A 15,091-nucleotide genomic window follows, 5' to 3' on the forward strand; every position below is an offset into this window, starting at 1 on the left:
TCGCTGATGCCGCTGCGCCTGGCCCGCTACGGCGTCCCGCTGTCCGAGACCGCCCCGGCGGGCCTCGCGGCGGCGGGCATCGAACCTGTCCTGCTGCCCCCGGCCCCGCAGCCCGCGATCGCCGCGGAGGCGCCGGCCCCGCTGGCCGCCGCCCCGCGCGCGGTGGAGGCGGCCCCGGAACGGCAGCAGGCGCCCGTCGCGCAGCGGCCCGCCCCGGCCGACGACCGCCCGTACGCCCCGGAGCCCGCGTTCGTGCCCGACCCGAACCAGAGCCCGTGGTTCGTCGAGCCCCCGCAGCAGGCCGAGTACCGAGGCGGCTACGACCCGACCTACGACCCGGAGCAGCAGTACGCCGCCTGGTTCGCCGAGCAGCAGACCGCCCAGCAGTACCAGGACCAGTACGACGAGGAGCCCCCGCTCCAGGAGCCCTCCCCGGAGGAGACCGGCACCTTCCCCATCCCGGCCGGCCCCAACCGGACCCGTCAGCTCGGTGAGGGCGGCGGCACCCCGGAGCCGGACGAGGAGGCGTACTACCAGGTCTTCAAGCAGGCGATCAACGGCGGCTACCCCACCCCGCGCGAGTTCAGCGACAACGTGCAGGTGACCTGGGGCGTCTCCGTCATGGACGCCGAGGCCAAGCGCATGGTGCTGCGCTTCACCAACCGCCACACCGCCGAGCTCCAGGACGACCACATCGCGTGAGCGGAACACGCCCGCGCGAGGGGCGAGCACTGGTACTACGAGGACGGGGCGCCCGGTGAGAACACCGGGCGCCCCGTCGTCGTAGTACCAGGACCAGTACCAGCACCAGTACCGGGAGCGGCTACTCCCCGAGCAGCGCCCGCACCCGCTCCTGGCCCACCGCCAGCAGCAGCGTGGGCAGGCGCGGGCCGGTGTCACGGCCGACGAGCAGGTGGTACAGCAGCGCGAAGAACGTGCGCTGGGCGGTCTTGATCTCCGGCGGGAGCTCCTTGGGCGTGGCGTCGGCGGAGAAGCCGGCCTGGACCTTGGGAACGCCGTAGACGAGGTGGGTCAGACCGTCGAGCGACCAGTGCTCGGCCAGCCCGTCGGCCAGCAGCCGCAGGGACTGCCGGGAGGCCTCGTCGAGGGACTTCAGCAGCTCGCCGTCCGGCTCCTCGCGCACGACGGTCCGCTGGTCGGCGGGGACGTGGGTGTTGATCCACGCCTCCGCCTTGTCGTAGCGCGGACGGGCCTCGTCCACCGAGCCCAGCGGGTTGTGCGGGTCGAGCTCGGACAGGATGCGCAGCGCCTGGTCCTCGTGCCCGGCGGTGATGTCCGCGACCGAGGCCAGCGTCCGGTACGGCAGCGGCCGGGCCGTGCGCGGCAGCTCGCCGTCCGCGGTGCGCACCGCGCGCGCGTGGGCGGCGACGTCCGCGGGGAGCGCGGAGCCGTCGGCGACCTTGGCGTCGAGCTTGTCCCACTCGTCGTACAGGCGCTGGATCTCCTGGTCGAAGGCGATCTTGAAGGACTGGTTGGGCCTGCGGCGGGCGTACAGCCAGCGCAGCAGCTGCGGCTCCATGATCTTCAGCGCGTCGCCGGGCGTGGGCACGCCGCCCTTCGACGACGACATCTTCGCCATGCCGCTGATGCCGACGAACGCGTACATCGGTCCGATGGGCTGCTTGCCGCCGAAGATGCCGACGATCTGGCCGCCGACCTGGAAGCTCGACCCGGGCGAGGAGTGGTCGACACCGCTGGGCTCGAAGACGACGCCCTCGTACGCCCAGCGCATCGGCCAGTCGACCTTCCAGACCAGCTTGCCGCGGTTGAACTCGTTCAGCCGGACGGTCTCGGAGAAGCCGCACTCGTTGCAGCTGTACGTCAGCTCGGTGGTGTCGTCGTCGTAGGAGGCGACCGTGGTCAGGTCCTTCTCGCAGTTGCCGCAGTACGGCTTGTACGGGAAGTACCCGGCGGAGCCGGCGCTGCCGTCGTCCTCGGCGGCCGCGCCGGAGCCCTCCGCGGCCTCCAGCTCGGCCTCGTCGACCGGCTTCTGCGACTGCTGCTTGGCCGGGGCCTTCTTGGTGCGGTACTGGTCGAGGATCGCGTCGATGTCACCACGGTGCTTCATGGCGTGCAGGATCTGCTCGCGGTAGGCACCGGCGGTGTACTGCTCGGTCTGGCTGATCCCGTCGAACTCGACACCCAGCTCGGCCAGCGCCTCGACCATCGCGGCCTTGAAGTGCTCGGCCCAGTTCGGGTACGCGGAGCCCTTCGGGGCCGGGACGGAGGTCAGCGGCTTGCCGATGTGCTCGGCCCAGGAGTCGTCGACGCCCGGGATGCCCTGCGGCACCTTGCGGTAGCGGTCGTAGTCGTCCCAGGAGATCAGGTGCCGGACCTGTCGGCCGCGGCGGCGGATCTCGTCGGCGACCAGGTGCGGGGTCATGACCTCGCGGAGGTTGCCCAGGTGGATGGGGCCGGAGGGGGAGAGACCGGACGCGACCACGACGACCGGATCGGCATCGGGTGACGCCGTTTTGCCCGGGGCCCGACGCTCCGACTCCTCGATGACCTCGTCCGCGAAACGGGAGACCCAGTCGGTGGTCTCGGCGCTCTGAGCCACGATCGGCACGTCCTCTTTTTCTGAAGGAATTCTCTGGGGTACTGACCGACCCCATTCTCCCAGACCACCACGCGCCTGGGAAAACCGCTTTACCCACCGTGGGATACTGGGCGGGTCTATCCATTCCACGAGGAGAACGGCATCCATCCCATGGCCTCGGTCACGTCCCTCAGCGACTCCGTACAGCAGCAGCTCGCGACGGCACTCTCGGCAGCCCTGCCGGACGCCGGTTCCGCGGACCCGCTGCTGCGCCGAAGCGACCGGGCCGACTTCCAGGCGAACGGCATCCTGGCGCTCGCGAAGAAGGCCAAGGCCAACCCTCGGGAGCTGGCGACGCAGGTCGTGGAGCAGGTCCGGTCGGGTGACGTCATCAAGGACATCGAGGTCTCCGGACCCGGCTTCCTGAACATCACGATCGCCGACCGGGCGATCACCGAGAACCTGGCCGCGCGGTACGCGGACAGCGACCGCCTCGGAGTGCCGTTCGCCGCGCACCCGGGCACCACGGTGATCGACTACGCCCAGCCGAACGTGGCGAAGGAGATGCACGTCGGCCATCTGCGCTCGGCGGTGATCGGCGACGCGGTCGTCCAGCTCCTGGAGTTCACCGGCGAGAGCGTCGTACGGCGTCACCACATCGGCGACTGGGGCACCCAGTTCGGCATGCTCATCCAGTTCCTGGACGAGCACCCGCACGAGCTGGACCACAAGTCGGGCGAGGTGAGCGGCGAGGAGGCGATGTCCAACCTCGACCGGCTCTACAAGGCGGCCCGCAAGCTGTTCGACTCCGACGAGGAGTTCAAGACGCGGGCCCGGCGCAGGGTCGTGGACCTCCAGGCCGGGGACCCGCACACGCTCGCCGTCTGGCAGAAGTTCGTGGACGAGTCGAAGATCTACTTCTTCTCCGTCTTCGAGAAGCTGGACATGGAGATCCGGGACCCCGACATCGTCGGCGAGTCCGGCTACAACGACATGCTCGCGGAGACCTGCCGGCTGCTGGAGGAGTCCGGTGTCGCGGTCCGCTCCGAGGGCGCGCTGTGCGTGTTCTTCGACGACGTCAAGGGCCCGGACGGCAACCCGGTCCCGCTGATCGTGCAGAAGTCCGACGGCGGCTACGGCTACGCGGCCACCGACCTGTCCGCGATCCGCGACCGCGTCTTCAACCTGAAGGCGAACTCGCTGCTGTACGTGGTGGACGCCCGTCAGGCGCTGCACTTCCGGATGGTCTTCGAGACCGCCCGCCGGGCCGGCTGGCTGAACGACGACGTCACGGCGTTCCAGCTCGCCTTCGGCACGGTCCTCGGCAAGGACGGCAAGCCGTTCAAGACCCGTGAGGGCGAGACGGTCAAGCTGGTCGACCTCCTCGACGAGGCGGTGGACCGGGCGACGACCGTCGTGCGGGAGAAGGCCGAGAAGGTCGGCCTGTCCGAGCAGGAGATCGTCGAGAACGGCCGGTACGTCGGCATCGGCGCCGTGAAGTACGCGGACCTGTCGACGTCGGCGGTGCGCGACTACAAGTTCGACCTGGACCAGATGGTGTCGCTGAACGGCGACACGTCCGTCTACCTCCAGTACGCCTACGCCCGGATCAAGTCGATCCTGCGCAAGGCGGGCGAAGCCCGTCCCACCGCCCATCCGGAGCTGGAACTGGCCCCGGCGGAGCGGGCGCTGGGCCTGCACCTGGACCAGTTCGGCGAGACGGTGCTGGAGGTGGCGGCGAGCCACGAGCCGCACAAGCTGGCGTCGTACCTGTACCAGCTCGCGTCGCTGCTGACCACGTTCTACGACCAGTGCCCGGTCCTGAAGGCCGAGACCCCGGAGCAGACGGAGAACCGTCTGTTCCTGGTCGACCTGACGGCCCGCACGCTGCACAAGGGCATGGACCTGCTGGGCATCAGGACGCCCGAGCGGCTCTGACACCCGGCGGTCTCCTGGGCTCAGGCCTCCCGGGCCCGGGCCCAGGCCCGCTCGAAGAGCACCGGTATCGGCATGTGCGGCACGACCGCCGTATGTGCCGTGGACCGGTGCTCCCGCGCGTTCGGCAGCAGTCCCAGCTTCGAGCGCTCCAGCGGCAGGCGCGGCGCCTTGGCCTCCTGCCAGGGGCCGGGCAGGAACAGGGTGCGCCCGGCCCGCGCCCGGTCGGCCCGTATCACCCGTCCGGACGCGGCGAGTTCGGTGTGCGCGGCCTTGAAGCGGGCGGGCTTCCAGCCGGTCCACTGCTTGACGTTCCGGTCGGTCGGGTCGGGCAGGGCGAGCAGCATCAGGTACAGGGCGGCCGTGTCGGCGCCGAGCCCGTACGCGCTCGCGCACTCCTCGACGAGGTGGGGCACCGAGCGCCCGGGGTCCTGCTCCCAGCCGGTGCCCCGGTCGGCGGCCCGGCCGTCGTCGTCCGCGGTGAGGTGTGCGCCCAACTCGGCGAAGTCCGGCGAGAGCAGCATCCGTAGATCGGCGAGGCCCGGCAGACCGGACGGGCCCGGCAGCCACTGGGACGGCAGTACGTCGTCCAGGTAGGCGTCCAGCCGGTCGAGGAGCGGGTCGTCGGGGCCGGTGAGGGCGGCCGGGTCGACCCGTATGTGCCGGACCCGGGTGAACACCGGATCGCTCTGCCGGGACAGCGCCGGGTGGGTGTCCAGCCCCAGGGATTCGAGCGAGGCCGGAACCCCCATCAGGTGGTTGGGCTGGGTCGAGAACAGGGTCAGCGGTCCGGGTCCGGCCTCGAGCGCCTCCCGCAGCCGCGCGACGGTGGCCCCGACGGCCGGCCGCAACGGGTCACCGGCCGGGGTACGGTACGCCGTCCAGGCGGCGGCCCGTACCAGTCCGAGCAGGTCGGGCGCGCCGGGACGGGGAGAGCCCGCCGCGCCGTCGCCCGTGGCCGGTGCCGTGCCGCCCGATGCCACCTGGCCCAGGAGGGTGGCGACGCGTGGGGCGGGCCACCACTCCTTCAGCGCCGTGGCGCGGGTGGATGCGAGTGGGAGCTCGCCCTTGGGCCGGACGAACTCCTTCCGGGCGAGCGGCAGCAGAGCCCTCGGCACCGGCGGCGGCGCACCGAAGCGCCCCTGCCACCAGACGGCGGCCCGCTCGGTGTCCGGGCCGTCGGTCCACAGCCGCTCGGGATCGTCGGGCAGCAGCCGGTCGTAGAAGACGGTGAGCTCGTCGGCGGAGAGCAGGCCGTACAGGCTTTCCGTGGCCGTGTGACAGTCCGCGCCCTTCAACTGCCATGTGTGCTCCCGCCAGGGGATGTGGCTGGAGCCGAAGCCGGGGGTCTGCGTGCCCTCCTGGTATCCGGCGCAGACCGGCCGCGCGGCGAGCAGGACGGTCGCCTCCGCCACCTCGACACCGAGCCGGTCGGCGAACGGTTCGGCCAGCGTCGGCCGGGCGGGCACCGGTCCGCGCTCCCGGCGCAGCTCGGCGAAGCGCGCGTACCAGGCGGCCGGGCGCACCGGCCGCAGCGGCGTGGCGTGCACCACCGCGAACCCCGCCGCGGCCAGCGGCCCGCCCACCGGGAAGTCCCCCTCGGGCGCGTACTCCAGCAGGCACCGCCTCCACTGGCGGAAGTCGATGACGACGGCGGCCGAGGTCGCCGTGCGAAAGGCCTGCCCGCGCTCCGGCAGCCACCCGGCGTCCTCCGGCCTGGCCACCCATACGATCCGCCAGCGGCCCTGCCGTTCCGCTTCCGCCACGAAGGGCAGCCGGGCGTAGGCGGCGTAGAGCTGGGCGCCGAAGTCCGAGCGGACGTCGGTGACCGCGGCGTGCTCCAGCGTGATGCTGGGGGTGAAGGCGTGCAGGGTCCGCAGCGGGTCGTTGAACCGCGCGACGTCGATCTCCGCGGTGTGGGAGTTCTGCTCGCCCGTCCACACGGGCCGGTCCGAGCCGGCGAGCGCGATCAGTGCGTCGCAGGTCGAGGCGAGTCTGCTGTAGGGCGACAGCGGCGGGTCACCGTCGGCCGGGTCCGCGGTGCGGGCCGGTCCCGCCGCGTCCGTCGCGTCCACCGCGTCCACCGCGTCCACCTCGTCCACCTCGTCCACCTCGTCCACGGGGGTGAACCGCCGGACCAGTCGGGCCAGTCCGACCCGGCAATTGACCGCCTTCTGGAGGGTTTTGCCGACCTGCCACGACACCGAACGCTCCAGCTCGGGCCACAGCCGGGCCACCACGTCCATGACGGCATCCTCGGGCAGTCCGCTGTGGACGCTGTGGGCGGGCAGGCCGGCGATCGGCTTCTCCACATCCGCGCGCCCCGTCCCGTCCGCCATGTCCGGCAGTTCGGGCATCAGGAGCCCGATCACGTCCACGGCGGCGAACTCGGCCGCCGCTTCGGCATCCTTGAGTTCGGCGTCCACCGCATCGCCGACGTGCACGAACCGGCCGAGGAGCAGGGCCAACCCGGCCAGGTCGACACCGGCACGCAGCGTGGCCCGCTCGTGCGCACACCACTCACGAAGCAGCGCCCGGCCGTCGTCGTTGGCGAAGAGCGGATGCAGCTCACGCCAGCCCCCCGTCCCGTGCGGCTGGAACCAGCCGGACATGTCGTGGCGGCCGGACGTCATATGCAGCACATCGCTCAGCAGTGCGCGCAGTTCGGGCCCGTAGCGCGGGTCGGCCCGTACATGGCGCAGCTCGGGCCGGTGCACGGCGACCAGGTCGTTGAGCTGGGCGGGCACGAGCCGCTCCGGCGGGTCGGCGAGCGGGACCCCGTGCTCCAGGAAGAGGTCGATCAGGTCGAGCGGCAGGGCTCGTGCCAGGCCGGACGTGCCGGGCTTGTAGTCGATCTCCATCAGGATTCTCTCGGCTGCCAGCCGGGGGGCGATACGCTCCGCGATGCCGAAGAACGTCCCCCCGGGCCTTCCGGATTTCCGGTGGCCGTAGAGGCAGTCGGTCAGCCAGCGCCCGGCCTCGGCCGCGGTCACCCCGGGCAGTTCGCCGCACAGTTGCGCCAGGGTGCCGCTGCGCTCCAGCATGTCGAGCCAGAGCCGGTTCTCGGCCTCGCTGCTGTACGGCTGCCGCTTCGCCAGCAGGTCCGCACGCACCGTCTCCGGGTCTCGTCGGCACAGCAGGTCGAAGGCACGGCCCTTGAGCACGTCCGCCCCGAAGGCGTCGTCCTGCAACAGTCCGCGCCGGACCAGCCGGGCCTCCCCCAGCACCGTGGCCAGTTCCTCCTCCGGGTCCAGCCCGGCGGCCTTGGCCACCTTGCGCACGTCCACCGCCAGTTGCGTGTACGTACCGCCCAGCGCGCCTGTGGCAGCGGCCCGCCTGGTCACGATGGAGCGGAAGGCCACCGCCCGCTCGGGCGTGGCCGCGCCCTTGACGCTCAGCTCCTTCGCCCGCGCCCGCAGCGCGGTCGCGGCGAGCGCGCCGGCCTCGGCGAATCTGACGTAGCGCGCGTCCAGCCAGTCCTGGTCCAGCACCAGGGCCTGTTCGCGTTCGGCCTTGCGGGCGCGTCCGAAGTAGGCGGCGGCCACTTCCGGGACGCCTCTGGCACAGTCGCACAGATAGCGCTCGGCCATCGCGTCGAGGAACAGCGGCAGCAGCTCCGGCCCGGACTTCTCCAGCTCCTTGAAGTACTGGTCGGTGTCCTTCTTGTGCAGGGCGAGCCAGCTCATCCGGTCGGCCTCCGCCAGGACCGTCTCCTCCCGCCCCGGCCACACGGCGAGCGCGCGCTCGGGGAAGGGAAGCTCGAACGGACGGTCCCCGCCCTCGCCGTCGTCCGCGGGGATGCCCGTACGGAACCCCCCGACCCGCTCCCACTCGTCGTACGCCATCACCCGGTCCCGGTACGGTGCCACGTCCTCCCGCATGACCCGTACGATCCGCCGCCCGGTCACCGCGTGCGCGTACACCCGGGCGACCAGCCCGTCATCTCCCGTGGGCTCCTCGGCGACCGCCACACCCTCCTCGGCGAGCACCTCCCGCCACACCGGATCGCCCTCGGCCAGCTCCTCCGGCACGACGACCCCGGCGAGCGCCCACCCCCGGGCCAGTTCCACGCACTCCTGCCGGTGCCGTCGTACCCACCGGCGCAGCTGGGCCATCCGCTGCACGTCGCGATGTCCCTGGAGCACGCCGGGCGCGTTCTTGAGCGCGCGCCCCCGCGGGTTGAGCCACACCCATCGCAGGTCCTCGTCCAGCCCGCCCGTGTACCCCTGGACGACAACGCTCCACACCAGCACGACACGCCCCCGTTCGCCTCACTCGTTGCCACTCTAGGAGCCGCCACTGACACTCGACGCTCAACGCTCGGATCGCCCCGTGGGCCGCCCGCACACGAACTCGCACCACACCACCTTGCCGAGCTCCCGCTCGGCCACGCCCCACTCGTCGGACAGCGCGGCGACCAGCAGCAGCCCCCGGCCGCCCTCGTCGCGGTCGTCCACGATCCGCGGCACACCGGGCCCGCTGTCGTGCACCTCCACCCGCAGTACGCGCCCGTCGCAGCGCAGGAACACCAGGAAGTGCCGTCCGGGCGGCACACCGTGCACCAGCGCGTTGGTCGCCAGTTCGCTCACACACAGCAACGCGTCGTCCCCGGCCTCGGTTCCGACGAGCCCCCAGCCGTCCAGCGCCTCGTACGCGAACCGCCTGGCAGCGGGTACGGACCGGCGCTCACGGCGGAAGAACTTCTCCCTCAGGAGGGGGAGTTGGATCGTCTCGTTCACGGCACGAGAGTTACGGAGAGTCACTATCGTGGATCAGGGAGTGAACCCGTACTGATTTTTTGTACAGGTTCCCACCGGATCGCGTACGGGCGGGTGTGGGGAGTTGGACCGGTATGAACTCCAGGAAAGCGCCGCGGAAGAAGAACCTCTCGGCCATGAAGATGCTGGGCGTCCAGCTCGGCACGGCCCGGCGGGCGGCGGGCCTGACCCAGCGCGAGCTCGGCGAGCAACTGATGCTCGACGAGGAGACGGTCGCCTCGATCGAGCAGGGCCGACGGCCGCTGAAGCCGGACCTGGCGGAACTGCTGGACGAACTCCTGGACACCCGTGGGCTGTTGGCGGCAGGGGTGGCGAACCTGCCGGAGATCGACCAGTTCCCGATGTGGGCGGAGCTGTACGTCCAGCACGAGCGGGAGGCCATCGCGCTGTCCTGGTACGACGCGCTGGTCGTCCCGGGTCTGCTCCAGACCCGGGAGTACGCGCGGGCACTGCTGGCCGGCCGCGCCCCGCCCCGCTGTCAGTGCCTGCGCCTAGAGTCGGCGCCATGGCGACCCTTCCCAACCCGCTGCCCGCGCTGGCGGCCGACCCGAGCGGACGCTCGCTCGGGCTCCAACTCCCGCTGGGGAGACTGATCGACGCTACCGAAGACGGCCCCTGGCACGAGCCGCTGCTGTGGCACGCCGAGCAGCCCGTGTCCACCGGCAACTGGACGGCGCTGGGCGCCCGCGCGGGACGGGCGGGGCTGCTGCCGGTGCTGCTGGACCTCGGCGGCCGCCAGGGCGGGCCGCGGGAGTGGGGGCTGCTGCCCGGGGAGGCGTCCTACCCCGGCGACCACGACGCCGAGGAGGTGCTCGCCGACCTCTGGGACGAGTACGCGGCGGCGGGCGACGAGTGGCCCGGTCTGTGCGCGCCGCCGGTCCGTACGGCCGATCCGGACAGCCGGGCGGCCGAGGTGGCCGACCTCCTGGCCGAGGACCGCACCTGGTTCAAGGAACCGCATCTGGCGCTGGTGCCCGCGCGCCGCAGCGCGGACATCCCGGCGGCCATCGGCTGGACCGGCCCGCTGAACTACGAGAACGACGTCGCCGTGCACTGCGCGGTGCTGCGCTCCTGGGAGGACCGCTTCGGCATACGGGTCGTGGCCCTCGGCTTCGACAGCATGGCCGTCTCGGTCGCCGCGCCGCCCACCACCCCGGAGCAGGCCGAGGCGGTGGCGGCGGAGCACTTCGCGTTCTGCCCCGACACACTCCCGCAGGACGGCCCGGACGCCCTGCGGGACTACGCCAAGACCCTGATCGCGGCGCAGACCTGGTACTTCTGGTGGGACTGAGACCGGCCGGGCGCCGGCGTCACGCCTTGCGGCCGAGTGCCGCGTAGACGTTGATGTCGGCGTCCGTGACGTCGTTGATGTCGTGGTAGCGGACCTTGTCGATGGCGTCGAGCGTGGCGAGGTACTCGGCCTCCGGCTGCTCGGGGACGGGAGCGGCGTCGTCCGGGTGCCAGTGGTGCGCCGGGACGACGCCCGGTTCGGCCAGCTCCAGGCCGCTGTCGGTGAAGAAGCGCTCGACCTCGGCCCGGGTGCGCAGCACGAAGGTGAACCCGCGCTCGGTGTAGGTGCGTTGAACCGCGCGGATGTTCTCGGGGTTGAGGTCCTCGGTGAGGTGGCTGAGCACGATCCGGCTGCCGGAGGGCAGGGCGTCGACGAGTCCGCGGACGATCGGGTAGGCCTCCTCGTCCTCGACGAAGTGCAGGATCGCCACCAGGCACAGGGCGATCGGCCGGTCGAAGTCGAGTATCTTCGCGGCCTGTTCGAGGATCTGGGCCGGGTTCTTGAAGTCGGCGTCGATGTAGTCGGTGACGCCCTCGGGCCCGGAGGTCAGCAGGGCGCGGGCGTGCGCGAGCACCACCGGGTCGTTGTCGACGTAGACGACCCGGGAGTCGGGGATGATCCGCTGGGCGATCTGGTGGACGTTCTCGGCGGTCGGCAGTCCGGTGCCGATGTCGAGGAACTGGCGGATGCCGTCCTCCTTCGCCAGCGTGGTCACCGCCCGGCGCATGAAGTCGCGGTTGTGCCGTACGTCGAGGTAGCCGCGCGGGTTGGCGCCGAGCGCGGCGGCGGCCGCCGCACGGTCGACGGGGTAGTTGTCCTTGCCGCCGAGGAAGACGTCGTAGACCCGGGCCGGGTGGGCCTTGGTGGTGTCGATCCTCCTGCGCAGCTCGGCGGGGTCCTGGCTGAGCGCGTCACCGGACATGGGCGTCTCCCTGGGAGAGTCGGTCATTCAACGGGCAACCAATCCTGCGATCAACAACCTAACTCCCCAGGGGAGTTGATCGCGCCCATGTCCGGGTGTCCCGCACCGTCAGCGCAGCTTGCGCGCCACCTCGGTCGCCCAGTAGGTGAGGATGTTCTGCGCGCCCGCCCGCTTGATGCCGGTCAGCGACTCCAGGATCGCCCGGTCCCGGTCGATCCAGCCCTTCTCCGCGGCGGCCTCGATCATCGAGTACTCGCCCGAGATCTGGTACGCGGCGACCGGGACGTCCGCGACGTCGGCGACCCTGGCCAGGATGTCGAGGTAGGGGCCGGCCGGCTTGACCATCACCATGTCGGCGCCCTCCGCCAGGTCGAGCGCGAGCTCCCGCAGGGACTCCCGGGCGTTCGCCGGGTCCTGCTGGTAGGTCCTGCGGTCGCCCTTCAGGGACGAGCCGACGGCCTCGCGGAACGGCCCGTAGAAGGCGGAGGCGTACTTGACGGTGTAGGCGAGGATCGCCACGTCCTCGCGGCCGATCTCGTCGAGCGCGTCGCGGATGACGCCGATCTGCCCGTCCATCATCCCGCTCGGCCCGACCACATGGGCGCCCGCGTCGGCCTGGACCTGCGCCATCTCGGCGTAGCGCTCCAGGGTGGCGTCGTTGTCGACGCGGCCCTGCGCGTCGAGGACACCGCAGTGCCCGTGGTCGGTGGTCTCGTCCAGGCACAGGTCGGACATCACCAGCAGGTCGTCGCCGACCTCGGCGCGCACATCGCGCAGCGCGACCTGGAGGATCCCGTCCGGGTCGGTCCCCGGCGTGCCGAGCGCGTCCTTCTTCGACTCCTCGGGCACCCCGAAGAGCATGATCCCGGAGACCCCGGCCTCCACCGCCTCCGCCGCGGCCTTCTTCAGGCTGTCCCGGGTGTGCTGCACGACCCCGGGCATCGAGCCGATCGGCACGGGCTCGCTCACTCCTTCGCGCACGAACGCGGGGAGGATGAGGTCGGCCGGGTGCAGCCGGGTCTCGGCGACCATGTTGCGCATGGCGGGGGTGGTACGCAGCCGGCGCGGACGCGTACCGGGGAAGGATCCGTACTTCGTCATGCCGTCTACGCTACGCCCGCCCCGGAAGCACCTTTGCCGACGAACCGTCGGAGCCCGCACCACCGCTCCGCCGGACGCCGCACCGCCGCTCCGCCGCAGCCCGCACCACCGCTCCGCCGGACGCCGCACCGCCGCTCCGCCGCAGCCCGCACCACCGCTCCGCCGGACGCCGCACCGCCGCTCCGCCACAGCCCGCACCGCCGCTCCTGCCCGGAACCCACAGCCGGAAGCCGGGCCCGCGGTGCGCGGACCCGGCCCCCGGGAGGGAGGTGCGGTCACTTGCCGGCGATGTGCGTGATCTTGTGGTTGCGGTCCAGGTCGACCACGAGCTGCGTCGGGTCCGACTGACCCCAGGTGAGGGTGACCGCGACCCGGCCGGCGGTGCCGGTGCCCTTGACCGTCCACTGCGCCGGGACGTTCTGGGCGTGCAGGACGCCGTCCGCCTGGTTGGCGGCCTCCCACTTCTCCACCTCGCGCAGACCGTCGGTCGTGACGTAGAACTTCCGCAGCTCGGTGGCGAGCGCGCCGCCGGTCTCCGGGTCGCTCTTGGCGTCGATGTAGGCCCCGTAGAAGTCGGCGACCTGGGTCACGTTGTCGGACGCCGTGCCGGTGACCGTCGCCTGCGCCGCGGCGGCCTTGGCCGCCCGGACCGGGGTCGCCTGGGCCGAGGCGGTGAGCCCGAGCGGCAGGGCCACGGCGGCGACGAGGCCGGCGACCAGAACGGTGCGGCGGACGGTCTTGCGGGCGGTCGTGTTCTTGCTCATCAGTGTGTTCCCCGGTTTTCGATGGGTTCGGCAGGTTCGATGGATTCGTGAGGACGCCGCTGTGCGCGGGTCGCAATCGCGTCGCCGAGTGCGGGTCCGGCCCCCTCGACCCCCGTGGCGTGGGGGCCGGACCCGGCGACACCAGAAGCATCGGCGGCCCCTCGGCCGGGGCACAACGAACGACGGCCCACCCGCAACGGTGGAACCGTCCCAGGCCCTGTGACCTCTGAGTACCGGGAGTGCCTGGGATGCCGTCCTGGGACGCGAGACAGGGAGAACCGGTGCCGTCCCAGGACGAGGTGGAGGAGTTCGCGGCGCTGCTGCGCCGTCTGAAGGACCGCACGGACCGCAGTTACGCGGCCCTCGCACGCCGCCTGAACATGAACGCCTCGACACTGCACCGCTACTGCGCGGGGGAGGCCGTACCGCTCGGCTTCGCATCCGTGGAACGGTTCGCCGCGCTGTGCGGGGCCACGCCCGAGGAACGGATCGAGCTGCACCGGCGGTGGATCCTGGCGGTGGCGGCACGGCAACGGCCCCGGACGGCGCCCGAGCCCGCACCGGAAGCCGCCGGGGCCCTCCCGGCGGACGGCGCGGATGTCCCGGCCGAGCGGGCGACCGAGTCCGCGCCCACGCGGACCACCGGCCCGCTGCCCCCGGCGGCCGCCGGCCCCGTACCCCCGAAGGACGCCGAGCCCGCGCCCGGGGCCGCTCCCCCTCCCGGTCCCCCGTCGACCCCGAAGGCCCCGGAGACCCCGGAGGCTGCGGAGGCTTCGGAGGAAGGTCTTCCAGGCCCGTCACCCGAGCGCGACGCACTACCGCGCCCCGCCTCGCGGCCGCCCTGGTACAGACGCCGCGCCCCCCTCGCCGCGGCCGTCGTGACCGCGCTGATCGCGACCCTGGGCAGCCTGTCCCTGCTGCCGTCCGGGCACTCCTCGGCCCTCGGCGACGACCGGGCGGCCGCGAAGGCGGCGGACGCCGGGCACAGCTCCGCCGCCCCGTCCGCGCCCGCCTCCCCCACCCACGGTCGGCCGTCCGGCTCGTCCTCGGCGAACACCTCCGCCGCGGGCGACCGCTCGCCGGACCCGTCCCCGAGCCCGTCCACGGCCTCCGCCGCGAACACCACCCCCGTCGCCCCGATCACCTGGACGGCGAACTCCCACCGCTGGGCGATCGGTTGCGAGCACGACTACGTCATCGACAAGGCACCCGCGCAGGTGCCGCCGCCCCCGGCCCCGCAGGACGCCTCCCCGTGGGCGCGTTCGCAGGACGCGGTGCACGGCGGCCAGACCATGGTGGACATCACCGTGCAGGGACGTACGGACGCGGCCGTGGTGCTGGAGGCGCTGCGGGTGCGTGTCGTGGGACGGGCCGCCCCGGTGAAGGGCAACGTCTACGCGACGGGCCAGGGCTGCGGCGGCGGCCTGGGCCCCCACTCGTTCACCGTCGCCCTCGACAAGGACCGGCCGATCGCCCACGCGGTCCCGAGCTACGAGGGCGAGACGCTCGTCCCGGCGATGGACCTGCCCTACCGGGTCTCCGTGACGGACCCCGAGGTGCTGACGGTCGCGGCCAGGACCGACGGCTGCGACTGCCGCTGGTATCTGGAGCTCGACTGGTCCTCGCAGGGCCGCACCGGCACCGAACGCATCGACGACGACGGCGTCCCCTTCCGCACCAGCGGCACCGAGGGCCTGCCGCACTACTGGTACGCGAACGGCGGCTGGACCCTGAGCTGAG

General features: G+C 72.3%; 9 protein-coding genes and 2 pseudogenes. 5 read left to right on the forward strand and 6 right to left on the reverse strand.

The genetic code is table 11. The features are described 5' to 3' along the window. Positions 1-702: pseudogene (locus ACWC24_RS40090) on the forward strand (DUF2637 domain-containing protein); the annotation flags it as partial. 121 nt (positions 703-823) lie between these two features. Here ACWC24_RS40090 and lysS read toward each other — a convergent pair. Next, positions 824-2,590: a lysine--tRNA ligase gene (gene lysS, locus ACWC24_RS40095; RefSeq protein ID WP_450667852.1), complete on the reverse strand. Its 1,767-nt coding sequence runs from the start codon at positions 2,588-2,590 to the stop codon at positions 824-826. A 141-nt stretch (positions 2,591-2,731) separates the two neighbouring features. Between lysS and argS the strand changes: the two genes are divergently transcribed. After that, positions 2,732-4,498, forward strand: coding sequence for an arginine--tRNA ligase (gene argS / locus ACWC24_RS40100; protein ID WP_450667853.1), 1,767 nt, complete (start codon positions 2,732-2,734; stop codon positions 4,496-4,498). 20 nt (positions 4,499-4,518) lie between these two features. Here argS and ACWC24_RS40105 read toward each other — a convergent pair whose 3' ends face one another. Together ACWC24_RS40105 and ACWC24_RS40110 are read right to left on the reverse strand one after the other, a co-directional pair. Beyond that, positions 4,519-8,748 (reverse strand): hypothetical protein, encoded by a 4,230-nt coding sequence (locus ACWC24_RS40105; RefSeq protein ID WP_450667854.1) that lies wholly within the window; start codon positions 8,746-8,748, stop codon positions 4,519-4,521. 60 nt (positions 8,749-8,808) lie between these two features. Beyond that, a complete protein-coding gene (locus tag ACWC24_RS40110; protein ID WP_450667855.1) occupies positions 8,809-9,234 on the reverse strand; it encodes an ATP-binding protein in 426 nt (141 codons plus the stop codon). Between the two features lie 113 nt (positions 9,235-9,347). Here ACWC24_RS40110 and ACWC24_RS40115 point away from each other — a divergent pair. Beyond that, positions 9,348-9,743: pseudogene (locus ACWC24_RS40115) on the forward strand (Scr1 family TA system antitoxin-like transcriptional regulator); the annotation flags it as partial. A 35-nt stretch (positions 9,744-9,778) separates the two neighbouring features. Continuing rightward, entirely contained in the window at positions 9,779-10,564 is a 786-nt protein-coding gene (locus tag ACWC24_RS40120; RefSeq protein WP_450667856.1) for a DUF4253 domain-containing protein, read from the forward strand. 19 nt (positions 10,565-10,583) lie between these two features. Here the strand turns inward: ACWC24_RS40120 and ACWC24_RS40125 are convergent, their stop codons facing one another. The 3 genes from ACWC24_RS40125 to ACWC24_RS40135 form a co-directional block, all read right to left on the reverse strand. After that, positions 10,584-11,486, reverse strand: a complete 903-nt coding sequence (locus ACWC24_RS40125) for an SAM-dependent methyltransferase (protein WP_450667857.1) — start codon at positions 11,484-11,486, stop codon at positions 10,584-10,586. A 108-nt stretch (positions 11,487-11,594) separates the two neighbouring features. After that, entirely contained in the window at positions 11,595-12,587 is a 993-nt protein-coding gene (gene hemB / locus ACWC24_RS40130) for a porphobilinogen synthase (RefSeq protein WP_450667858.1), read from the reverse strand. A gap of 275 nt (positions 12,588-12,862) precedes the next feature. Next, positions 12,863-13,351: a hypothetical protein gene (locus ACWC24_RS40135; protein ID WP_450667859.1), complete on the reverse strand. Its 489-nt coding sequence runs from the start codon at positions 13,349-13,351 to the stop codon at positions 12,863-12,865. Between the two features lie 281 nt (positions 13,352-13,632). Here ACWC24_RS40135 and ACWC24_RS40140 point away from each other — a divergent pair, with 281 nt between their 5' ends. After that, complete coding sequence (locus ACWC24_RS40140) at positions 13,633-15,090, forward strand: helix-turn-helix domain-containing protein (RefSeq protein ID WP_450667860.1); 1,458 nt, start codon at positions 13,633-13,635, stop codon at positions 15,088-15,090. Position 15,091 lies beyond the last annotated feature (1 nt).

It is taken from the genome of Streptomyces sp. NPDC001443 (assembly GCF_053597355.1).